Below are 23,410 nucleotides of genomic sequence, written 5' to 3'. Positions count from 1 at the left end.
CGATTCACCTCAGCCGCGCAAGCCGGTACAGCCAGAAACCGCCCGCCACCTGCAGCGCAAACGCCAGATAAATCAGCTGGCGCCCGGAGTCGTCATTCCACATCGCCGTGAAGTAGCGCGGGCTCGTGGAGATGACGAAGCTGCCGACTGCGATCGGCAACAGCGCCAGCACCCATGCGGACAGCCGGGTCTCGGCCGACATCGCGGACAGTTCGCGTTCGGCCTGCTCGAGGTCGCGCATGAACGTAGACATCCTATCGAGCATCACGTCCGCCCGCCCACCGTAGCGGACCGACAGGCGCAGCACCGCACCGACCAGTTCAAATTCGCGGATCCGGTACGTGTGTGCAATGTGCAGCATCGCGCGATCGATCTCGACACCCGAGCGCAGCATCCGCGACACGTCGTCGAGGCAGCGGCGCAGCGGCATCTCGGCCGTCTGAAGCGCCGACTGGAAAGCCGCCGGCACGCTGTTCCCGAGGGTCACGAGCCGAACGATCCCGTCGAGAAACGACGGCAACTGACGGACGATCTTCAGGCGGCGCCGGCTGATGCGCGACGTGATCCACAGCACAACCAGCACCCCGCACCCAATGATCGCAGCAGCTGCCGCGAGCAGCCCGCCGGCCATGCCCGCCCACAGCGCGAGCAGCACAACGATAGCGAGCACCAGCACGAGGCCGGCGCGCATTTCATCGAGCCCCGCGCGATCGGACAGCACGGTCCACGCGCCGAACACCAACGAGCGCCAACGCGCCAAACCCTGTGCCGCCTCCTGCGCGTTCACCGTACCGGCCGCCGCGGTACGCATGGTGCGTGCGTCGCCAGCCGGCAGTTCGGTACGCGCACCTTGGCCCACTCGGCTGTCGAAGAATCGTTGCGTATGCGCGCGCCCTTCCCGCACCTGGCTTCCGCGCCACAGCAGTAACCCGGCCGCCGCGCAGATCAGCGCGAACATCAGCGCGAGCAATGTGGCGCTAGACATTGAAGCCTCCGCCTCGCCCGAAGCTGCCGCCGAACCCACCTCCGCTCGACACCAGCGAGTTGCGGAAACGCGCGAGCTTTGGCGAATGCGGATGAATGCCGAGCGACTCCCAATGATCGATCTCGTCACCCTCAGCCGTAACGCGCGCCTCGTAGCGATACAGTTCCTGCGTCGATACGATGTTGTCCGACATGCCGGTGACTTCGGTAATCGACAGGATGCGCCTGCGACCGTTGGACAGCCGGCCAATCTGCACGATGAAATCGATCGCGTTGGCGATCTGCCGGCGCAGACTCGCTTCGGTACCCTGAAAACCGGCGAAACCGGCCAGCATCTCGAGCCGGTAAAGGCACTCGCGCGGCGAACTCGCGTGCACGGTGCCCATCGATCCGTCGTGGCCGGTATTCATCGCCTGCAGCATTTCGAGCACTTCGCCGCCGCGCACTTCGCCGACGATGATTCGGTCCGGCCGCATCCGCAGCGTGTTTCGCAACAGGTCGCGAATCGTCACGACGCCGCTGCCGTCGAATCCGCCTGGACGGCTCTCAAGCCGCACGACGTGCGGGTGATTCAGCGACAGTTCGGCCGTATCCTCGATCGTCACGACGCGTTCCGCCATCGGGATATGAAACGCAAGCGCGTTCAGCAGCGACGTCTTGCCCGAACTGGTGCCACCCGATACGAGCACGTTGCAGCGCGCCTCGACCGCGGCCTCGAGCAACCGGCCGATTTCTTCGTTGTAGGTGCCATTGCCCAGCAGGTCCTCGGGCTTCAGCGGATCCTTCCGGAACTTCCGGATCGACACGACCGGACCATCGATCGACAGCGGTTCGATCACGACGTTGACACGGCCACCGTCGGGCAGCCGCGCATCGACCATCGGATTCGATTCATCGAGCCGCCGACCGACCGGGGCGAGAATCCGTCGCACGATCCGCAGCAGATGGGCGTTATCGGTAAAGCGGATCGGCAGCTTCGACAGGATCCCATGCCGTGACACATAGATGTCGTTGTAGCCGTTGATCAGGATGTCCTCGACGTGCGGGTCCGCCAACAGGTCCTCGATCGGCCCGAAACCGGCGAGCTCCTTCGTCAGCGCCTCGGCAACGGCACGCACCTCACTCTCGTTGAGCGGGATCCGCCGTAGCCGCACGAAGCTGTCGATCTCAAGATCGACGAACTGGTTGATCGCCTGTCGCGACCAGCGACCGAATTCGGCGCCCAGTTCTTCAATCCGCGTGAGCAGATGTTCGTGAGCGGCATTCTTGATGTCGTGGAACTGTTGCGTTTGCGAGAACGGCGCTGCGCCGTCGGCAAATTGAATGTCGTGTGCCATCACTTACGACCGCTTCGTTGAGGATTGAATGATTCGCCTGAGCGCCGAGAGGCCACCAACCGCACGCTGTGCCGCTCCCGGTGCCGGCGCACCCGCAAGGCGCTCGACCAACGGTCCGAGCGCACGGACGTACGGATCGCGTTCCGCGACTTCTGCAATCAGCTTGCCCTGGTTCGCCGCATGCCCGATCGACACGCGCCGTGACGGCAGCGTCGCGATCAGCGATAACTCCAGCCGTTCGGCAATCTGTGCAGGCATCAGCCCAAGATCAGCGTCGAACTGGTTGACGACGAGCCGGATCCGTTCGGTCGCGGCTCCCGCATCGCGTAGCCCGTCCAGCATCTCGACCGCCGATACGACCGACGCCACGCCCTGATCGCAAACGAGCCATGCTTCGTCCGCAAGATTCACGACCTGTGCGATGAATTCGCGATTCGGGAAACCACCGAGATCGACAATCTGGTGATCAAAGAACGCCCGCAACCGATTTAGCAATGCCGAGCACGACGCCGTTGCAACCTCGCGCAGATCGGCGAGGTTCGGCGGCAGCGTCGTGAGTGCAACACCGCTTGAATGGCGCGCGAGCGCGGTCGTCACGAAAGTGCGGTCGATTCGACGCAGGTTGCGTACCGCTTCGACGAAATGGAATTCGCAGCGCGTGTTCAGGAACAATGCACTGTCGCCAGCCGGCAATCCGAGATCGAGGAGCGCCGCCGTCAGTGCGGGATCGGCGGGCCGCCGCTGCATCAGCACCGACAGGTTCGCGGCCAGCGTGCTCACGCCCATTCCGGCGCGGGCGCCCAGCAACGCGGTGACCTTCCCGTGGCGATTCGCAGGCTCGCCGACGTTGTCGAGCAACACTCGCGTGATCCGCAGCGCCTCGTCGGCCGGTGCGGAAAAATCGACGAAATCGCGTACGCCCGCGCGCAGCGCGGCGAGTGCCCCCTCCGGTTGCGTGAGCGAACCCAGCGCGACGACCGGCACCCCCGGATGCGACACGCGTACCGCCGCGACAACCGTGCTCGCCGCCGCGCAATCACCCGAAAAATCGATGAACACCAGCGCAGGATTCAACACGCCGATGCGCTGAGACAACGCGGCACCGTCGAGCGGCGCGCCCTCGACTGCGCCGGCCGAAACCAGCGACTGCGACAGCCAGTGCACATGCTCCGCAAGCGAGGATGCGCACACGAAGTGGTCGGTGACGGCGAGCTCAGCCAAAGAATAGGTTCTCGCATTCATCTTGGATACTCCCAATGAAGCAAGGCATCGCGTCGCACGCGACGGCCTGTGCTGCCCCGTATTGAATCGGCGCGCTCATTTTGAGAACCCCGGTCCTGCGTCCGGCGACGCCATGCCGCCCAGATAAGAACGCCACACTGGAGCATCGCGCTGCTCGGACAGCTCGCCTGGCGTTGCCGGCAGCGACGCGCCTTGCGCGATCGGTGCGACGAGATGCGGCGTAACGATGATCACGAGTTCCTTGTCGCTCTGCTGGTAACTCAAATTCTTGAAAAACGCGCCGATGATCGGCAGATCGCCCAGGAACGGCACCTTATTGACGTTGGACGTCGTCTCCCGGTCGACCAGGCCACCGATGACGAAGCTTTCGCCATCGCCAAGTTCGACCGTCGTGTCCGCGCGCCGCGTTGTCAGCGCGGGAACCTGAACGCCGTTGATCGTGATCGAATGCACGAAGTCGAGCTGGCTCGACTCGGGTGCGACCTTCAGCGCGATCCGCCGCGGATTCAGCACGGTCGGCGTGACAGTGAGTCCGACGCCATAAGGTTTCCATTCGATGGAAATCGTGCCGAGAGATTGCGGCACCGGCACCGGGATTTCGCCGCCTGCGAGGAAGTTCGCACTTTGGCCGGACAATGCGACGAGCGTAGGCTGTGCAAGCACGCGGGCAAGATTGTTCGCCTCGAGAATCGACAGATCCGCGAACAGCCCATGCGACACAGAATTGACGACGAGATTGAACGCCGATGAAATCGGCACGTTCGTGTTGTAGGTCAGCGAACTGCCCGGCGTACCGCTAATCGACGTCAGACCCGTCGGCGCGAATGCACCGAACGAAAAGCCATTGCTCTGCTTGAAGAAGTTGAGACCCGCCTGCTTCAGCACCGAACGGCTGAATTCGACGACACGCACGTCAACCTGCACGACGTTCTTGCCGGAAATCGTCGACGCATCAAGAGTCGTCCCGTCCTTGCCGCTGATCGTCTTCGCTGCATGAACCGCCCGTTGATGCCCGTCGAGCGTCCCGGACGCACCGCCAATCACCGTTGTGCCGCTGTACGTATTCACGCTCGGCGATGCGCCGTCAAGCAACGCACGCGCGGCACCGCTCGTGACATTCACGTTGTAGACGGTCGGTTCGTCACGGCCGCGCTCCCAGATCATCACGTTCGTCGACCCGGCACTCTTCGCGACGAGCAGCACGCCGCCGCGCCCGCCCTTCACGACTAGCACATCGGCGACCGACGGGTCGCCGACCGCAACCCGCTGCAGCGCACGCCCCGTTGCAAGCTGCCGTTGCGCGCCGACCACAAGGCTGATCGTCCCGCTCGTGTCGGCCGCGTCCGACAGCGGCGGCATTGCCAGCGCGCTCAATGCAATAGCCAATCCAATCAGTTTCTTTTTCATTGTTTTGGAGGCATCGGTCCGCCCCCCTTCTCTGGTTGTCGTCTTCGTCGCGCTCAATAAGCGACCGTCTCGGTCCGCCCACCCCGAATCACCTCGATGCCGCCGCCTGAATGCCGCGTGACTGCCCGCGCCGCCGCACGCGGAACCGGCGCCTGCGCCGTCGCACTCTTCGACAACTCGCCCAGCATCACACCGGTTGCGGCAAGCGCCGACGGGCTCTTGTCGTCGCCCACACGAACCGCGACGGTCTGCGTCGCGACTTCGTCGTCGCGCGGGCTACGGAGCGCGAGCACGAGCCGGCCACTCTGCTCGGCGAGCGTCAGCGCATCCACTTGCGCGGTCGGCACTGCCAGCACGGCAGTCCGCACCCCGACCACGGAACCGTTCGAGCTGTCTCGCTCGGTTGTGGCATCTCCAAACGACAGCACGCGGACCTTCGACATCAGCAATCGCGCCTGGGTATTCACGATCTCGGCTGTCGACGTCCCGCCAATCGCCACGCCAGTCCCGTCGCGTTTCAGGTTCAGGAACACGTCCACATAGTTACCGGGCCGCACGCGGTTGCCGACTGCGTTGGTCTCGTCCACCTTGATCGCGACAGCGCGCTCGCCCGGCGCGATCTGCTCGGCAAGGCCGGATGACAGTGCGCTTGCGACGACGGCCGCTTGAGCGGGAATATCGGCAATTGGGATGCGACCAACTAGTTGCAGCGGATCGGCAAACGCCCCCTTCGGCGCAGCAGTCGACTGCTGAACCTTCAGCGCATCGGCTGGAATCGGCTGGCCGGCCTGCAATGGCCGGGTCGCCACGACAACCGGCTCGCGTTGCGTCGCCACCGTCGCGGCAACCGGTGCGACATCGACTGGCTTTCGACCGAGCATCCACGCATAGACGCCGAGCAGGACCGCGATCGCGATCAGCAAGCCTGCAATGATCTTCGTCAGGTTGTTGGCCATAGTGTTCTTACGCTTCCCCGCTACTCACGATTGAATTCTTCGCGCAACGTGACCGACCGGGCCGACCTCGCCCCGGCACGACGCCATTGCTGCCGTCTATATGATGTTGACCGGGCTGATCTGCACCATCGCAGTTCCGACGAGTGCCGAGGGCACCGGCAACAGCGAGCCGAGCAGCGGAAACGGCGGGACCAGCGGGTTCTGCGAGTACGGATAGGTCAGCGTGATCTGAACACACAGCATCGTCGTGTCGTACGAACAGCTACCTTGCTGCGTCGGCGTGCATGTCGACCCTTTTAGCCACGTGGTCAGGTTCGTTGCGGCCGTGCAGGCGGCCTGGGCCCGCGCGGCAAGTGCGGCTTGCTGCGCCGCCTGCACCGACGCAGCCGCTCCCACCTGCTGATAATTCAGCGCAGCACGGGCGCCCTCTGTCGCCGCAAGCGTCAGGTTTTGCTGCGCGGCGAAGATCATTCCGTACGTGATGATCGCGTACAGGATCAGGAAAAACACCGGCAGCATCAACGCAAATTCAATAGCAGTCGCGCCGCGCTCGCGACGCCGCATTCCTGATGCAAGACAAGGGAGCGTCATTGCATTCCCCCAATTGCGATCCGGTACACGCACCACAATGCCGCCGGAATCACGAGAAACGCGGCATACGGCGACGCGCGGAAGCCGGCAATCTCCATCGTCGGAGCGCGCCGATGCCACAGCGCGGACACCGGTGTGCGAGTGGCGAAGATCAGCGTGCCGACATGGGCAAACGCGAGCAGGCTCGCAACGATCCAGAGCCACAACAACGCATGGGGACCGCACCACGCACCCAGCACTGCGAATACCTTGACATCCGCAGCACCCATTACGCGCAGCACGAAAAATGGGAAAAGGCTGACAAAGCCGATCAGTACGCCGGTGAGCGCCTGATTTACGGATATGCCGAATGGATTGTGTCCGGAGAGCAGAAATGCAGATACAAGCCCACCGATCACCAGTGAATTTGGTATACGCCTGTGGCGAATGTCCTCGAACGCGACGAGCACCGCCCACGCGAGGAAAACCCCGACGCCAGTTAGCAGGATCATTTACGCCCCGAGCGGCAAAACTTACCTGCGCGGATTGCCAAAGCAATCCGCGCCCCTATCAGCAGGGAAATGAGCGAAAGCTCGTTCGTTATGCCGCCGGCAACTTGCTCGCGATGTAGCTGAACGCCCCCGAGATGCCGCCCGTCAACGTGCCCATGGCAGTGACGAGAGCGACTGCGATAAGTCCGGCAATGAGTCCGTACTCGACTGCGGTAACCCCGTTTTCTTCCTTAAGGAAACGCTTGATGATTGCTTTCATTTTATTCCTCGTGCCTGTATTTACGATCTTTGGCCTTTTATACGTATACGTCCCCGCATATCTGGCCCTTGCCCCACGCCGTTCACCACATCTGCTGCAGCGACAACCGGGTGCGCTTTCTTTATAGGTCGCCCCGAAGGGCATTGCTCACGATTTGATGCAAGTTAACATTCGCGATAGTGACCCTCCTCGAACGTTGTGTACCGAACCGTACATTTGCTTACATCTGCTCCCGATTCTATATCCGATCCGATTTAGTTTCCAACCTCTTTTAACGACCCCACCGGAAAAAAAGTCTTCAGGAGCACAACGTATTTGTACGGCGTTTCGGTACGACTTACACATAGGATTTACGATAGGTTAGATGTGCACACCTAATCCACCAGTAAAACAATTGCCTTGTCCACCAAGCCGGCTCTCCGCCCACGTTACGCCGCACCCGTAACGCCAATGTTGTGACGTTACGTTACGAAACGGCCGAAATCGTTCTCATTCGCCCGCACTTAAACAGATTCAACAATCTTTCAATTTCCACCACTTCCTTTCCCGACAAGGAATTGCCTCGTTTAAAACCGGTTGTCGAACTGTCGGGCGTCGAAATGGCACGACAGTTGCAGAGTAGTCCTCGCACCACTCAACACAACGCAGTTCACAACACATTTTTAATGCGAGGAAGAAATGGACATTAAGGTTATCCCTCATGGCGTGTTCCGGACGACTCTGATCGCGGCCACCGTTGCAGCCATGCTCTCCCTCTCCGCGTGTGGCGGCTCCGGTTCCATCAGCCACGGCATCGGCGGCGGCTCGAGCTCGGGCGGCGGCACCTCCGGCACCAGCGGCAGCTCGGGCACGAGCGGTACGTCCGGCACGAGCGGCACCTCGGGTACGAGCGGCACGTCCGGCACCAGCGGCACGTCGGGCACGAGCGGCACGTCCGGTACCAGCGGAACCTCGGGCACGAGCGGTACGTCCGGCACCTCCGGTGTGTCGGCGAACCCAGTGGGAACTGTCCTCGCAAGCACCAGCAATATCGTCACGACTGCCGGCGGCGCCGTCTCCAATCTCGGCTCCGCCCTCGGCAGCCAAACGCTGCCGGGCGTCAATCCTGCCACGACGCAAGCCGCAGGTGGCATCGTGCAAAGCGTCGGCGGCGCGGTGACCGCACTCGGCAACGGCCTCGGCAACGGTCTCGGCCAGCTCGGCGCAACGAAGGATCCGGTCGGCACCACGCTCGCCAGCACGGGCGGCGTAGTCAACCAGCTCGGCGGCGCCGTCACGCAGACCGGCGCGCTGGTCACGAGCCTCGGCAGCGGCCCGCTGTCGCCGCTTGCTCCGGTCACGGGGGCCGTCGGCGGCCTCGTGTCGACACTCGGCGGCGCCGTGTCGAACGGCGGCACGACCCTTGGCAATGCGCTGTCGACCGGCCCGATCCAGCAAGTCACGCAGACGGTCAGCTCGGCCATCACGCCGATCACGACGATGGTCGGCCAGACGACCCAGACGATCGGTACGGCGACCGGCCTCGGCGCCCCCGTCAACACGCTGCTCGGCACGGTCGGCAACGGACTGAACCAGGCCGGCGCGCTGCTCGCGTCGACAGGCGGCAACCCCGTCACGACAGGCCTCGGCAACACCGTCTCGGCCACGGGCAATACCGTGAAGACCGTCGGCGGCCTGCTCACGGGCGGCACCGGCGGCGTGACCAATCCGCTCGCTCCGCTCACGGGCCTCGTCTCCACCGTCACGGGCGCTCTCGGCGGCGCAACGGGTGGCGGCAGCGGTCCGCTCGCTCCGGTCACCGGTCTCGTCTCGACGGTTACCGGCGCTCTCGGCGGCGCAGCAGGCGGCGGCAGTGGCCCGCTCGCTCCGGTCACCGGCCTCGTCTCGACGGTGACCGGCGCACTTGGTGGCGCAGCAGGCAGCGGCAGCGGTCCGCTCGCTCCGGTCACCGGCCTCGTCTCCACGGTCACCGGCGCACTTGGTGGCGTAGCAGGCGGCGGCAGCGGCCCGCTCGCTCCGGTCACCGGCCTCGTCTCCACGGTCACCGGCGCACTCGGTGGCGCAGCAGGCGGCAGCGGCAGCCCGCTCGCACCGGTTACCGGCCTCGTCTCGACGGTCACCGGCGCACTCGGCGGCGCAACCGGCGGAACGAGCGGCAGCCCGCTTGCACCGGTCACAGGTCTCCTCGGCGCAGTCACGGGTGCCCTCGGCGGCGTGACGGGCGGCGCAGGCGGCAGCAGCCCGCTCGCCCCGGTGACGAACGCCGTCTCGACGGTCACCAGCACGGTCGGCGCACCGGCACTGAGCGGCGGCACGGGCGCCGTCACGAACTCGGGCTCGACGTCGAACCCGCTCGCGCCTGTCACGTCGCTGATCGGCGGCCTGCTCGGCGGCACGCACGGCAAGTAATCCGGCATCCATTCATCGAAAAGACAGCGAGGAGTCCATCATGTCCCAGCAACGTTTCATCACGACCGTCACCCTGCGCCAGTGGCGCGTACCCCTCACCGCCTTCGCCGCAGCCTGCCTGCTGGCCGCCTGCGGCGGCGGCGGTGTCAGCGCGACGCCGTCCAGCAGCAGCAACAGCAATCCGAGCACGAGCGGCACGCCCAGCACGAGCGGCACCAGCGGCACGTCGACCGGCACCAAGGGTGTCGTCAGCACGGTCGGCCAGACGGCCAGCGACCTCGGCAGCACGGTCGGCAACATCAGCCTGCCGGGCCTCGGCGACGGCGTGACGAAGGGAGTCGGCAGCACGCTCTCCAGCACCGGCACGATCGTCGGCGCAGCCGCCGATGCCGTGAGCAACGGGCTGGGACAGATCGGCTCGACGAAGGATCCGGTCGGCACGACGGTTGCCGGCCTCGGCAATGTCGTCGGCGCGACGAGCAACACAGTGTCCGGCCTGAGCTCGACGGTGAAGGCGCTCGGCACGGGCCCGCTCGCGCCGCTCGCTCCGGTCACGACGCCGGTCGGCACCGTGCTCGACACGGTCGCCAACGGCCTGACGGCCGCCGGCACGACGATCGGCTCGACGCTGTCGTCGGGCGCAGTCCAGCAGGTCACGCAACCGATCAGCTCGGCGATCACGCCGCTCGTGATCACGGCCGGCCAGGTCACACAACAGGTCGGCACGACGACCGGCCTCGGCCAACCCGTCTCCGGCCTGCTCGGCCAGATCGGCGGCGCGATCAGCTCGGCAGGCAAGCAGGTGGGCGGCACGTCGAGCCAGCCGCTCGTCGGCGACGTCGGCCAACTCGTGACCGCGGTCGGCAACACCGTGACCAACGCAGGCGGCCTCGTCAACCCGAACGGCCCGAACGGCGCAGCACCGATCCCCGGCCTGATCACGAGCCTCGTCGGCGGCTCGACGGCAACCGTCCAGAACGGCACGTCGTCGGGCTCCAGCTCGACGAACCCGCTCGGCGGCCTGCTGTCCGGTCTCGGCTCGACGCCGCTCGGCTCGCTCACGGGCGCACTTGGCGGCGCAACGGGCGGCTCGGGCAGCGGCCCGCTCGCTCCGGTCACGGGCCTCGTGTCGACGGTCACCGGCGCACTCGGTGGCGCGGCAGGCGGCAGCGGCGGTCCGCTCGCCCCCGTCACGAATCTCGTGTCGACGGTCACCGGCACGCTCGGCGGCGCAACAGGCGGCGCAGGCAGTGCAAACCCTCTCGCGCCCGTCACCGGTTTGCTGAATACTGTCACCGGAGCAGTGGGCGGTGCAGCAGGATCGGGAGGCGCGAGCCCGCTCGCGCCGGTCACGTCGCTGGTCGGCGGTGTCACGGGCACGGCATCGTCGGGTAGCGGCTCGACGGGCCTGCTGGCACCGGTAACGGGGTTGCTGGGCACGCTGGGTAGCGTTGGCAAGTAAGGAGGACGGCCGCACCATCGCAGCCGGAGCGAATGGCGCGGCCGTACAAACACAACCGGCATGGCGGCACGCGGCGCGCGACACCCTGGTGTCGCGCGCCGGCATTACAAAGAAGACGAAAAGCAAGGCCTACGAGGAAGAACAATGAAATCCAGACTCGACAGATGGATGATGCTGCTCGCCATCGCGGCAGCAGGCACGGCACATGCACAATCGCGCGTCGGCGGTAACCCGCTCGACTCCCTGCCCCAGATCAACGCACCGAAGACCGGCCCGAACGTGACCGTGCAGGTCGCCCCGCAAGCGCCGCAACTGCAGGAGCTGCTGTCGCGACACCTGACGCCGTCGACGTTTCAGGTCGAAGGCGTGAAGTCGGTGCCGTTCGAGGAAATCTCGCGTCGCTTCACCCCGCTCGTCGGCAAGGACATCACGATCGGCGACCTGATCGAAACCGCCAACGGCGTGACGAAGCTGTACCAGGAACGCGGCTACGCGCTTTCGTTCGCGTTCGTTCCCGCGCAGACGTTCGAGAATGGCGTCGTGCGCATCACGGTAGTCGAAGGCTATGTGTCGGACGTCAAGATCACCGGCAAGCCCGGTGCGATGGAACCGAAGATCCGCGCGATCGCTGCCCACATCACGGACGATCGCCCGCTGCGCCGCGCGACGTTCGAACGCTACGTGAACACGTTCGGCCTGCTGCCCGGCCTCACGGTGAAGGCGAATGTCCCGCCGCCGCAAACCACCGATGGCGCCACGACGCTCGAACTCGCGGTCGACCGCAAGCCGTTCAACATCGGCACCGGTATCGACTTCAACCACCCCGGCGTCCAGGGCCTCATCACCGCGACCGAAAACGGCCTGACGCGGTTTGGCGAGCAATTGAGCATCTCGGCGCTCGCGCCGCCCGGACGTGACAAGCAGACCTACTTCGCGTTCAGCGGCGCGGTACCTGTCGGCAGCAGCGGCCTGATCACGCGCCTCGACGCAAGTACGTATCGCGGCAAGCCGACCGACAACCCTGGGCTGCCGTCTTATGTGCAGCGTACGGTCAAGAACGAGAAGCTTGGTCTTTCGGCATCCTATCCGATCTTGCTGAACAACCAGCGCAGCCTGCTCGGGACCGTGTCGGGCTACGCGTCGCACAACGAGGACCGCTACCAGAACCAGATCAACGGCGCGACCCTCGATACGCGCTCGCAGGTCCGCGTGCTGCAGATGCAACTCGACTACACGAGCGTCCAGCCGAAACAGGTCCAGAAGCTGAGCGTCAATGTCGCGAAGGGTTTCAACATCCTCGGCGCGTCGAAGGCGCAGGACATCACCGTCGGCTCGACGACGACCTCGGTGGGCAACCCGATTTCGCTGACCTTCGTCCGCACCGGCGCGACTGTCACGCAAACCAACGAATGGCCGTTCCGGATCGGCACGTCGGTTTCGCTGACCGGCCAATACAGTCCCGATTCGCTGCCGACGTCCGAACAGATCTCGTTCGGCTCGACGCGCTACGCGCTCGGCTATCAGCCTGGCGAAGCGTCGGGCGACTCGGGCTGGGCGATGTCGCTGGAGGTCAACCGCGGCTTCACGCCGGGCTGGACGTATCTGAAATCGATCACGCCGTACGTGGCCTACGACATGGCGCGCGTGTATCTGCACTCAGGCACGCCGTCGCCGAACCGCATGTCGTCGGTCGGCATCGGTGTGCGGTTGTCCGACAGCCGCTTCTACAGCCTCGACCTGAACGTTGCGAAGCCGATCGGCGACGCGCCCGTCGAAAGCGCGTCGCGCAGCCCGCGCATCAACGCCGCATTCTCGTATCAGCTGAACTGATCGGACACCAAACAGCCCGCGTCACGCGGGCTGTTTCGATTAGAGTCCCCTCTATCAAACGTGGCGCGCGGTTTCACGTATTCTGGCGAAGCTCGCAACATGCCCGCCCTATGCAGACGGGCGTGCGGGCGAATCGAACACGACATGCAAAACAAGGAGGACGACAATGATTCAACTGACCCGCCCGTTGCGTGCAATCGCCGTTGCCGGCGCACTGCTCGCCTGTGCAGCCCCCACGTTCGCACAAGCCGACAATCCCGTCGGCATGTGGCAGACGATCGATGACAACACCCATCAACCGAAAGCACTCGTGCAGATCGCCGAGGACGGCGACGGTGCGCTGACGGGCAAGGTCGTCAAGGGCCTCGGCGCGAACGATACGCCCGATCGCCGCTGCACCGCCTGCACGGACGAGCGCAAGGATCAGCTCATCAAGGGCATGACGATCATCAAGGCAATGAAGAAGGAAGGCGACCACTGGGACGGCGGCAACATCCTCGACCCGGAGAACGGCAAGGTCTACAAGTGCAAGATGACGCTTGAAGACGGCGGCCAGAAACTCGTGGTGCGCGGTTACATCGGCGTATCGCTGCTCGGCCGGTCGCAGACCTGGATTCGCCAGCAATAACGCAGCGCGCACGAAAGCGCGCGGCTCAATGAAAAATCGGCCTGCGACGAAGTCGTCAGGCCGATTTTCTTTGGGTGCGGGCGCAACAGAAACCGACTGGCATCACGCCGCGCGCTTCAGCGAGTCGGGCGCATAGCCGCCCGGTTTGCGATACGCGGGTACCGCGTTGCTGCGTGCCTCTGCCGCCTTCGATTGCGTGTGCTTGCGCATTCGCGCGGACAATTCGTTGCACAGATTCACGCCCGGATCGCCATAGAGTTCACGCATCACGCTCAACAGCGTGCCCGTCTCGTGCCAGACCTTGAAGCGGCGATGGCATGTCTGATACGACGGGTAACGGCGCGGCATGGCGGACCACGTCGCGCCGCTGTAGATCACCCAGAGCACGCCGTTCAGGACGGCCCGCGTATTGGCTAACGGACGGCCGCGCAACTCGGTGCGCGGCTGCATTTCGGGCAGAAGCGGCGCAACGCAGCGCCACTCGTGGTCGGTCAGATCGCGATACGGTGTCATGGACATCTCCAGCCTTGGTAACCATGACACAACGATATCGGCTCACCTCAACGATGAATATAAGACAAATCCGAAAATACCCCGAGATTGCATGAATTTGACCGGAATTGACGTTTGAATCCCGTCAATTACCGGACAACGCAATCAGGTCAGCGACGTGTCGACGATGCGACGCGGCGTCTCGAGATACTCCTTCGACTGCATCTCGACGATTCGCGACACCGTGCGCGCAAATTCGTTGGCCATCGGGCCTTCGACGTACAACTGCTCCGCCGGCACCGCCGCGGACATCAGCAGCTTGACCTTGTGGTCGTACAGCACGTCGATGAGCCACGTGAAGCGACGCGCCTCGGACGCCATCCGCGGCGACATCTGCGGCACCTCGGACAGCACGATCGCATGGAAGCGGCTCGCCAGTTCCAGATAGTCGTTCTGCGATCGCGGGCCGCCGCACAGCGTCGCGAAGTCGAACCAGACGACACCGTCCGCCTTGCGCAGCGCCTTCAGTTCGCGTTTCTCGATATGCAGGATCGGGCTTTCATCGGGTACCGCCGCGAGCTTGCCGAACGCATGGCGCAATTCGCGATCGGCGTCCGCGCCGAGCGGCGTGTGATACATCTTCACCTGCGCGAGCGTGCGCTGGCGATAATCGACACCCGCGTCGACGTTCAGCACGTCGAGCTTGTCCTTGATCAGCGCGATCGCCGGCAGCATGCGGTCGCGATGCAGGCCGTCCGGATACAGGTCGTCGGGATCGTAGTTGGACGTCATCACGAACTGCACGCCGTTGTTGAAGAGGCGGTCGAGCAGACGGTACAGGATCATCGCGTCCGCAATGTCCGATACGTGGAATTCGTCGAAGCAGATCAGCCGGTAGCGCTTCGCGATGCGCCGCGCGAGTTCGTCGAGCGGATCGGCCTGCCCTTTCAGTTCCTCGAGCTCGCGATGCACTTCGCGCATGAATTCGTGGAAATGCAGACGCGTCTTGCGCTGCACGGGCACGACCGCATAGAAGCTGTCCATCAGGAAGCTCTTGCCGCGGCCGACGCCGCCCCACATGTAGACGCCGCGCGGGAGGTCCGGATGATTGATGAGCTTCTTGAACGCGTTCGAGCGACGCGCCTTGTACTCGACCCACTCGTCGAAGCAGCGCTGCAGGCGATCGACGGCCGCGCGCTGGGCGGGATCGGACTGATAGCCGCGCGTGGTCAGTTCGCGCGTGTAGTATTCGGTGACGTTCATCGGGCAAACCGGAAAGAACGAAGGCGAGCGGGAAACCCCGCCCGCCTTCGTCAAGAGACGGCTGCGCCGGCCGACGGCCGGCAGGCGCTACGCCGTGCTCAGCTGTTCAGCGAGCGCTTGTCGACGGCGAGCGCCGCTTCGCGCATCACTTCCGACATCGACGGGTGCGGATGGCAGATGCGGGCAATGTCTTCCGACGCCGCCTTGAATTCCATCGCCACCACGGCTTCCGCGATCAGGTCCGACGCATTCGCGGCGATCACGTGCACGCCGAGCAGTTCGTCGGTCTTCGCATCCGCGATCATCTTCACGAAGCCGTCCGGCGCGTTCATGCCGAGCGCGCGGCCGTTGATCGAGAACGGGAACTTGCCCGACTTGATCTCGCGGCCTTCCGCCTTCAGCTGCTGCTCCGTCTTGCCGACCCATGCGATTTCCGGGTACGTGTAGATCACCCACGGAATGCAGTTGTAGTCGATGTGCGGCTTCTGGCCGTCGATCACTTCCGCGACCAGCACGCCTTCGTCTTCCGCCTTGTGCGCGAGCATCGGGCCGCGCACCACGTCGCCGATCGCGTACACGTTCGGCACTGCCGTACGGCAGTGGTCGTCCACGTCGATGAAGCCACGCTCGTTCGCCTTCAGGCCGATTGCCTCGAGGCCGAGGTTGTCGGTGTTCGGCACGCGGCCGACCGACACGATCAGGCGGTCGGCGTCGAGCGTCTGCGCGTTGCCGTCCTTGTCCGCGTAGGCGATCGACACACCGCTGTCGGTCGCCTTCACTTCACCGATCTTCACGCCGAGATGGATGTCGAGGCCCTGCTTCTTGAACAGCTTGGCCGCTTCCTTCGCGAGCGCTTCGTCGGCTGCGCCGAGGAATGCCGGCAGCGCTTCGAGCACCGTCACTTCGGCACCCAGGCGGCGCCACACCGAGCCGAGCTCGAGGCCGATCACGCCTGCGCCGATCACGGCGAGCTTCTTCGGCACCGAGTCGAACGTCAGCGCACCTTCGTTGTCCGACACGATCTTGTTGTCGACCGGGATGCCCGGCAGGTGACGCGCCTTCGAGCCCGTCGCGATGATCACGTTCTTCGCGGTGACGACTTCGGTTTCACCCTCGCCGCTCACTTCGATCTGTACGCCGGCGTCCGTCTTGCCGGTGAACTTGCCATGGCCCTTCAGCCAGGTGATCTTGTTCTTCTTGAACAGGAACTCGATCCCGCTCGTCATCTTCTCGACGATCGCATCCTTGCGGCCGAGCATTTTCGCGACGTCGATCTTCACGCCGTCGACCGTGATGCCGTGGTCGGCCAGGTGATGCGACGTGTTCTCGAACTCTTCCGACGATGCGAGCAGCGCCTTCGACGGGATGCAGCCGACGTTCAGGCAGGTGCCGCCGAGCTTCAGCGCGCCGGTCGGGTTCTTCCACTTCTCGATACAGGCAACGGTCTTGCCGAGCTGCGCGGCGCGAATCGCGGCGATGTAGCCGCCGGGGCCGGCGCCGATCACGACGACGTCAAATTCCTTGGACATGACAATCCTTTCTACTTGTGCGCCCGCGGGTTCGCGCGTGTGCGCGAACCCGCGGAGCGGGTCAATGCAGTGAGACTCGGCTTACAGGTCGAGCAGCAGGCGGGCCGGATCTTCCAGCGCATCCTTCATCGCGACGAGCGACAGCACGGCTTCGCGGCCGTCGATGATGCGGTGGTCGTACGACAGCGCGAGGTAGTTGATCGGACGGATCACGATCTGGCCGTTCTCGACGACCGGACGTTCCTTCGTCGCGTGCACGCCGAGGATGGCCGACTGCGGCGGGTTGATGATCGGGGTCGACAGCATCGAACCGAACACGCCGCCGTTCGAGATCGAGAACGTACCGCCCGTCATTTCCTCGATCGACAGCTTGCCGTCCTTCGCCTTCTGGCCGAATTCGGCGATCTTCTTCTCGATCTCGGCGAGGCTCAGCTGATCCGCGTTGCGCAGGATCGGCACGACGAGGCCGCGCGGCGAGCCGACAGCGATACCGATGTCGAAGTAGCCGTGGTAGACGATGTCGTTACCGTCGATCGACGCGTTCACGAGCGGGAACTTCTTCAGCGCGTGCACGGCCGCCTTCACGAAGAACGACATGAAGCCGAGCTTCACGCCGTGTTCCTTCTCGAACTTGTCCTTGTACTTGTTGCGCAGTTCCATGACCGGAGCCATGTTCACTTCGTTGAACGTCGTCAGGATCGCGTTGGTCTGCTGCGATTCGAGCAGACGCTCGGCGATACGCGCACGCAGGCGCGACATCGGCACGCGCTGTTCCGGACGGTCGTTCAGCCACGTCGCTGCCGATGCCGGCACCTTCACTTCCGGCAGTGCCGGCTTCGCAGCAGCGGTCTTCGCCGGTGCGGCGGCCGGAGCCGCCTTCGGTGCGCTGCCTGCTGCCAGCGCGTCGCCCTTCGTGACACGGCCGTCGCGGCCCGAACCTGCGACGTCGCCCGTAGAGAGGCCCTTCTCGGCCAGCAGCTTCGCTGCGGCCGGCGATGCGGCGGCCGAGCTCGATGCCGTTGCGGCGGCCGGCTGTGCGGCCGGTGCGGCTGCGGCAGGCGCTGCTGCCGGCTTGACTTCGGCGGCACCTGCCGCTGCTTCGGCGGCACCTGCCTTCGCTTCGGTGTCGATCGTCGCGATCAGCTGATCGGCAACCACCGTGTCACCGTCGTTCTGCAGCACTTGCGCGAGCACGCCCGCTGCCGGTGCCGGCACTTCGAGCACGACCTTGTCGGTCTCGAGTTCGATCAGGATTTCGTCCTGCGCAACTGCTTCGCCCGGCTTCTTCTTCCACTGCAGCATGGTCGCTTCCGAAACCGACTCCGAAAGCTGGGGGACTTTGACTTCTACGATAGCCATGTGATTTTCCTGGATGCTTAATCTGGGGTGTGACGAGGTTCGTGCGATTCCTTCGGCCGATGCGGCGCGCCACGCGCCCGGCAGGCCAAGGAAGACGGGAAAGCGCCGCGCGCCTTCCCGTTTCGCTTCCGTCGGTTATTTCGCGATCGATCCGCTCTTCAGGCGGCCGAATGCCCCTTCGATCAGGGCCTTCTGCTGCTCGTAGTGCTTCGCGTAGTAGCCAACCGCCGGCGAGGCCGAAGCCGGACGGCCGCTGTATGCCAGCTTCTGCCCTTCCTTCATGCCTTCCTTCAGATGGTGCTCGACGTAGAACCAGGGACCCTGGTTCTGCGGCTCGTCCTGCACCCAGACCACTTCAGTCGCGTTCTCGTACTTCTTCATTTCGGCTTCGAACTGCTTGTGCGCGAACGGATACAGCTGCTCGATACGGATGATCGCGACGTCGTTCGCCTTCGCTTCGCGGCGATGCGCGACGAGGTCGTAGTACACGCGGCCCGAGCAGGCCAGCACGCGCTTGACCTTCTTCGCGTCGATGCCGCCGTCGGTTTCGCCGAGCACCGGCTGGAACGAACCCTTCGCCAGTTCCGACAGGTCCGACACCGCTTCCTTGTGACGCAGCAGCGACTTCGGCGTTGCGACGATCAGCGGCTTGCGGAACAGACGGATCATCTGGCGGCGCAGCAGGTGGAAGATCTGCGCCGGCGTCGTCGGCTGAACGACCTGCATGTTGTGATCTGCACACAGCTGCAGGAAACGCTCGATACGCGTCGACGAGTGCTCCGGACCTTGCCCTTCGTAGCCGTGCGGCAGCAGCATCGTGAGACCCGACACGCGGCCCCACTTCACTTCGCCCGACGAGATGAACTGGTCGATCACGACCTGTGCGCCGTTGACGAAGTCGCCGAACTGCGCTTCCCACAGCACGAGCGTGTTCGGCTCGGCGGTCGAGTAACCGTATTCGAAGCCCAGCACCGCTTCTTCCGACAGCACCGAGTCGATCACCGTGAACTTCGCCTGGCCTTCGGCGATGTTCTGCAGCGGCACGTACGTACCGTCGTTCCAGCGCTCGCGGTTCTGGTCGTGCAGCACCGCGTGACGGTGCGTGAACGTGCCGCGGCCCGAGTCCTGGCCCGTCAGGCGTACCGAGTAGCCCGATGCGACGAGCGACGCGAATGCGAGGTGTTCGCCCATGCCCCAGTCGAGCGGCTGGTCGCCACGCGCCATGTTGCGGCGGTCGTTGATCACGCGCTCGACGAGCGGGTGGACCTTGAAGTTTTCCGGGACCGTCGTGATGCGCTCACCGAGGCGCTTCAGTTCGGCGAGCGGCACGGCCGTGTCGGCTGCATCCGTCCACTTGCGGTTCAGGAACGGAACCCAGTCGACCGCATACTTGCTCTTGTAGTTCGACAGGACCGGGTCGACCGTGTGGTGACCGTCGTCCATCGCCTTGCGGTATGCCTTCACGTAGTTGTCGGCATCTTCCGCGGTGATCACGCCCTGCTGCACGAGCTTCTCGGCGTACAGCGCACGGGTGCCCGGGTGCTGCGCGATCTTCTTGTACATCAGCGGCTGCGTGACGGCCGGCGTGTCCTGCTCGTTGTGACCCAGCTTGCGGAAGCAGACGATGTCGATCACGACATCCTTGTGGAACTGCATCCGGTAGTCGATCGCGATCTGGATCGCGAGCACGACGGCTTCCGGATCATCGCCGTTCACGTGCAGCACCGGCGCTTCGATCATCTTGACCACGTCGGTACAGTACAGCGTCGAGCGCGCATCGCGCGGGTCCGACGTCGTGAAGCCGATCTGGTTGTTGATGACGATGTGCAGCGTGCCGTGCGTGCCGTAACCGCGCGTCTGCGCGAGGTTCAGCGTTTCCATCACGACGCCCTGGCCAGCGAAGGCCGCGTCGCCGTGGATCTGCACCGGCAGCACTTGCAGGCCGTCTTCGTCGCCGCGACGGTCCATACGCGCCTTCGCGGAACCTTCGACCACCGGGTTCACGATTTCGAGGTGCGACGGGTTGAATGCGAGCGACAGGTGGACCGGGCCGCCTTCCGTCGACACGTCCGACGAGAAGCCCTTGTGGTACTTCACGTCACCGGCCGGCAGGTCGTCGACGTGCTTGCCTTCGAATTCGGCGAACAGGTCGGCCGGCATCTTGCCCAGCGTGTTGACCAGCACGTTCAGACGGCCGCGGTGGGCCATGCCGATGATGATTTCCTGCACGCCGCTCTTGCCTGCGTGCTGGACGACTTCGTCCATCGCCGCGATGAAGCTTTCGCCGCCTTCGAGCGAGAAGCGCTTCTGGCCGACGTACTTGGTATGCAGATAGCGCTCGAGGCCTTCCGCTGCCGTCAGGCGATTCAGGATGTGCTTCTTCTTGTCGATCGAGAACGACGGCGTCGCACGGGTCGACTCCAGGCGCTCCTGCCACCAGCGCTTCTGTTCCGGGTCGCTGATGTACATGTACTCGGCGCCGATCGTGCCGCAGTACGTGTCGCGCAGACCCTTGACGATGTCACGCAGCGAAGCCTGGTCGAAACCGAAGTACAGGTTGCTTGCGCTGTACGTCTGGTCGAGGTCGCCTTCGGAGAAGTCGTAGAACGCGGGTTCGAGTTCGGGAATGGCGGGACGTTCGCGACGCTTCAGGGGATCGAGATTGGCCCATTGCGAGCCGAGGAAGCGGTAGGCGCTGATGAGCGACTGGACGTGGACCTGCTTGCGCGCGGTCGCGAGGTTGCTCGTGCTTTCGCGCGGGATGAAGGCATTGGCCTTCGCGCGCTCGGCGAACGATTCGACGATCGGGAAATGAGCGACGTCATTGGCATTCGAGCCGTCCGTTGCAGGCACGTTCTGCAGCGCGTCGAAATACTCTCGCCAGTTCTCCGGCACCGACGCCGGATTGTTGAGATATGCATCGTACAGTTCTTCAACGTACGAAGCATTGCCGCCGAACAGATAGGAGTTCAGCTGAAACTGCTTCATTACATCTGACATTTTACGCTCACCTTTCTTCGAGCTTCTCGAGAAATAGCGGGTTACTCAACCTTCCGCGACACGGCCTGACCGTTTAGCGGATTGCGAATCAAGTCTTGCTTGGAAGGACCTAAAACTTGCGTGCGCGCAGCATATCACAGAACCGATACCGGAGTTCACGGGGAAATGTGCCTGAAAGCACCGCGCGACGGGGTTTTGCCGGATTGCCACGACCTGCGGGAACAGTGTTTTGCGGGTAATCCGGTTGCGCATCGCGCAGATGCGGAAAAGGCTGCCCGAAGGCAGCCTTTTCCGTGACGCAGCGAACGGTCGAAATGCTTAGTCGACCGCACCTTCGCGGCTCGCGCGGCGACGCTCGTGCTCCTTCAGGAAGCGCTTGCGCAGGCGGATCGACTGCGGCGTGACTTCGACGAGTTCGTCGTCGTCGATGAATTCGACCGCGTATTCCAGCGACATCTGGACCGGCGGCACGAGACGCACGGCTTCGTCGGTACCCGACGCACGCACGTTGGTCAGCTGCTTGCCCTTGATCGGGTTCACGACGAGGTCGTTGTCGCGGCTGTGGATGCCGATGATCATGCCCTCATACAGCGCGTCGCCCGGCTTCACGAACATGCGGCCGCGATCCTGCAGCTTCCACAGTGCGTAGGCCACCGCTGCGCCGTCGTCCTGCGAGATCAGCACGCCGTTGCGGCGCTCGAAGACCGAACCGTCCTTGACCGGCGCGTACGAATCGAAAATGTGGCTCATCAGGCCCGTGCCGCGCGTGAGCGTCAGGAATTCGCTCTGGAAGCCGATCAGGCCACGTGCCGAGATCTTGTATTCCAGACGCGTGCGGCCGCGGCCGTCCGACGCCATGTCGAGCATTTCGCCCTTGCGGCGGCCGAGCTCTTCCATCACGCCGCCCTGGTGTTCGTCTTCGAGGTCGACGGTCAGCAGTTCGTACGGCTCGTGACGCACGCCGTCGATTTCCTGCATCACGACGCGCGGACGCGACACGGCCAGCTCGTAGCCTTCGCGGCGCATGTTCTCGACGAGAATCGTCAAGTGCAGTTCGCCGCGGCCCGACACTTCGAACACCGTTTCGTCGCCGGTGTCCTTCACGCGCAGCGCGACGTTGTGGTTCAGTTCCTTCATCAGGCGGTCGCGGATCTGGCGGCTCGTCACGAACTTGCCTTCGCGGCCCGCGAGCGGCGACGAGTTGACGAGGAAGTTCATCGTCAGCGTCGGCTCGTCGACGGTGATCATCGGCAGCGCTTCCGGCGTGTCGACCGCGCAGATCGTCGCGCCGATGCCGACGTCTTCAATACCGTTGATCAGCACGATGTCGCCCGCTTCGGCCGACTCGACCTGCACGCGCTCGAGACCCTTGAACGACAGCACCTGGTTGATCTTGCGGTTCAGCACGTCGCCTTCCGGGCCGAAGCGCATCACGACCGGCTGGCCCGGCTTGATGCGACCGCGCGTGATGCGGCCGACGCCAATCCGGCCGACGTACGTCGAATAGTCGAGCGACGTGATCTGGAGCTGCAGCGGCGCTTCCGGATCGGCCGGGCGAACCGGCACGTGCTCGAGGATCGCCTCGAACAGCGGGCGCATGTCGCCGTCGCGCGCAGCCGGGTCGAGCGATGCGTAGCCGTTCAGGCCCGACGCATAGACGATCGGGAAGTCGAGCTGCTCTTCGGTCGCGCCGAGCTTGTCGAACAGGTCGAAGGTCTGGTTGATCACCCAGTCGATCCGCGCGCCCGGGCGGTCGATCTTGTTGACGACGACGATCGGCTTCAGGCCGAGCGCCAGCGCCTTCTTCGTGACGAAGCGCGTCTGCGGCATCGGGCCCTCGACGGCGTCGACCAGCAGCAGCACCGAGTCGACCATCGACAGCACGCGCTCGACTTCACCACCGAAGTCCGCGTGCCCCGGCGTGTCGACGATGTTGACGTGCGTGCCTTCGTATTCGACCGCGCAGTTCTTCGCGAGAATCGTGATCCCGCGCTCCTTTTCGATGTCGTTCGAGTCCATCACACGCTCGGCGACTTGCTGGTTGTCGCGGAAGGTGCCGGACTGGCGAAGCAGTTGGTCGACGAGCGTCGTCTTGCCGTGGTCGACGTGAGCGATGATGGCGATATTGCGAAGGGCGCGGGTCATAGAAACCTGGAAATCGTTTGAACGCG

General features: G+C 64.3%; 18 protein-coding genes. 4 read left to right on the top strand and 14 right to left on the bottom strand.

Annotated features, from left to right (window positions below; translation table 11 throughout):
• Positions 1-4: 4 nt before the first annotated feature.
• The 8 genes from DIE03_RS24590 to DIE03_RS24555 form a co-directional block, all read right to left on the bottom strand.
• Entirely contained in the window at positions 5-985 is a 981-nt protein-coding gene (locus DIE03_RS24590) for a type II secretion system F family protein (RefSeq protein ID WP_124454869.1), read from the bottom strand.
• Positions 978-2,321, bottom strand: a complete 1,344-nt coding sequence (locus DIE03_RS24585) for a CpaF family protein (protein ID WP_124454868.1) — start codon at positions 2,319-2,321, stop codon at positions 978-980. Before DIE03_RS24585 ends, DIE03_RS24590 begins: the two co-directional genes overlap by 8 nt.
• Before the next feature lie 3 nt (positions 2,322-2,324).
• Positions 2,325-3,563: a fimbrial protein gene (locus DIE03_RS24580; protein ID WP_124454867.1), complete on the bottom strand. Its 1,239-nt coding sequence runs from the start codon at positions 3,561-3,563 to the stop codon at positions 2,325-2,327.
• A 75-nt stretch (positions 3,564-3,638) separates the two neighbouring features.
• A complete protein-coding gene (locus tag DIE03_RS24575; protein ID WP_124455040.1) occupies positions 3,639-4,970 on the bottom strand; it encodes a type II and III secretion system protein family protein in 1,332 nt (443 codons plus the stop codon).
• Between the two features lie 53 nt (positions 4,971-5,023).
• Positions 5,024-5,926: a Flp pilus assembly protein CpaB gene (gene cpaB, locus DIE03_RS24570; RefSeq protein WP_124454865.1), complete on the bottom strand. Its 903-nt coding sequence runs from the start codon at positions 5,924-5,926 to the stop codon at positions 5,024-5,026.
• A gap of 96 nt (positions 5,927-6,022) precedes the next feature.
• Positions 6,023-6,517, bottom strand: coding sequence for a TadE/TadG family type IV pilus assembly protein (locus tag DIE03_RS24565; protein ID WP_124454863.1), 495 nt, complete (start codon positions 6,515-6,517; stop codon positions 6,023-6,025).
• The gene (locus tag DIE03_RS24560; protein WP_124454861.1) at positions 6,514-7,008 is read right to left on the bottom strand and encodes a prepilin peptidase; all 495 of its coding nucleotides are present in this window, start codon (positions 7,006-7,008) and stop codon (positions 6,514-6,516) included. The genes DIE03_RS24565 and DIE03_RS24560 overlap by 4 nt, the downstream gene beginning before the upstream one ends.
• An 88-nt stretch (positions 7,009-7,096) precedes the next feature.
• Positions 7,097-7,267 carry a Flp family type IVb pilin gene (locus tag DIE03_RS24555; protein WP_124454859.1) on the bottom strand — a complete coding sequence of 57 codons (171 nt, stop codon included), beginning with the start codon at positions 7,265-7,267 and terminating at the stop codon, positions 7,097-7,099.
• A 678-nt stretch (positions 7,268-7,945) separates the two neighbouring features.
• Here DIE03_RS24555 and DIE03_RS24545 point away from each other — a divergent pair.
• The 4 genes from DIE03_RS24545 to DIE03_RS24530 all read left to right on the top strand — a co-directional run bounded on the left by DIE03_RS24545 (position 7,946) and on the right by DIE03_RS24530 (position 13,596).
• A complete protein-coding gene (locus DIE03_RS24545) occupies positions 7,946-9,676 on the top strand; it encodes a collagen-like triple helix repeat-containing protein (protein ID WP_124454855.1) in 1,731 nt (576 codons plus the stop codon).
• 40 nt (positions 9,677-9,716) lie between these two features.
• A complete protein-coding gene (locus DIE03_RS24540) occupies positions 9,717-11,138 on the top strand; it encodes a collagen-like triple helix repeat-containing protein (RefSeq protein ID WP_124454853.1) in 1,422 nt (473 codons plus the stop codon).
• 144 nt (positions 11,139-11,282) lie between these two features.
• Positions 11,283-12,968, top strand: a complete 1,686-nt coding sequence (locus DIE03_RS24535; RefSeq protein ID WP_124454851.1) for a ShlB/FhaC/HecB family hemolysin secretion/activation protein — start codon at positions 11,283-11,285, stop codon at positions 12,966-12,968.
• 166 nt (positions 12,969-13,134) lie between these two features.
• Positions 13,135-13,596 carry a DUF2147 domain-containing protein gene (locus DIE03_RS24530; protein ID WP_124454850.1) on the top strand — a complete coding sequence of 154 codons (462 nt, stop codon included), beginning with the start codon at positions 13,135-13,137 and terminating at the stop codon, positions 13,594-13,596.
• A gap of 102 nt (positions 13,597-13,698) precedes the next feature.
• On the opposite strand, the gene DIE03_RS24525 is transcribed toward DIE03_RS24530, so the two are convergent.
• The 6 genes from DIE03_RS24525 to typA form a co-directional block, all read right to left on the bottom strand.
• The gene (locus DIE03_RS24525) at positions 13,699-14,109 is read right to left on the bottom strand and encodes a transposase (RefSeq protein ID WP_185658215.1); all 411 of its coding nucleotides are present in this window, start codon (positions 14,107-14,109) and stop codon (positions 13,699-13,701) included.
• A 144-nt stretch (positions 14,110-14,253) separates the two neighbouring features.
• Positions 14,254-15,351, bottom strand: coding sequence for a cell division protein ZapE (gene zapE, locus DIE03_RS24520; RefSeq protein ID WP_124454846.1), 1,098 nt, complete (start codon positions 15,349-15,351; stop codon positions 14,254-14,256).
• Positions 15,352-15,449: 98 nt separating this feature from the next.
• Positions 15,450-16,880: a dihydrolipoyl dehydrogenase gene (lpdA, locus tag DIE03_RS24515; RefSeq protein WP_124454843.1), complete on the bottom strand. Its 1,431-nt coding sequence runs from the start codon at positions 16,878-16,880 to the stop codon at positions 15,450-15,452.
• 81 nt (positions 16,881-16,961) lie between these two features.
• Positions 16,962-18,239, bottom strand: coding sequence for a 2-oxoglutarate dehydrogenase complex dihydrolipoyllysine-residue succinyltransferase (gene odhB / locus DIE03_RS24510; protein ID WP_124454841.1), 1,278 nt, complete (start codon positions 18,237-18,239; stop codon positions 16,962-16,964).
• A 135-nt stretch (positions 18,240-18,374) separates the two neighbouring features.
• The gene (locus DIE03_RS24505; RefSeq protein WP_124454839.1) at positions 18,375-21,239 is read right to left on the bottom strand and encodes a 2-oxoglutarate dehydrogenase E1 component; all 2,865 of its coding nucleotides are present in this window, start codon (positions 21,237-21,239) and stop codon (positions 18,375-18,377) included.
• Positions 21,240-21,557: 318 nt separating this feature from the next.
• The gene (typA, locus tag DIE03_RS24495) at positions 21,558-23,384 is read right to left on the bottom strand and encodes a translational GTPase TypA (RefSeq protein ID WP_124454837.1); all 1,827 of its coding nucleotides are present in this window, start codon (positions 23,382-23,384) and stop codon (positions 21,558-21,560) included.
• Positions 23,385-23,410: the final 26 nt, after the last annotated feature.

The organism is Burkholderia sp. Bp8992, assembly GCF_003853705.1.
Classification (GTDB): Bacteria; Pseudomonadota; Gammaproteobacteria; order Burkholderiales; family Burkholderiaceae; genus Burkholderia.
Note: the sequence above shows the minus strand (reverse complement) of the source record. Positions and strands in the feature narration are given on the sequence as shown.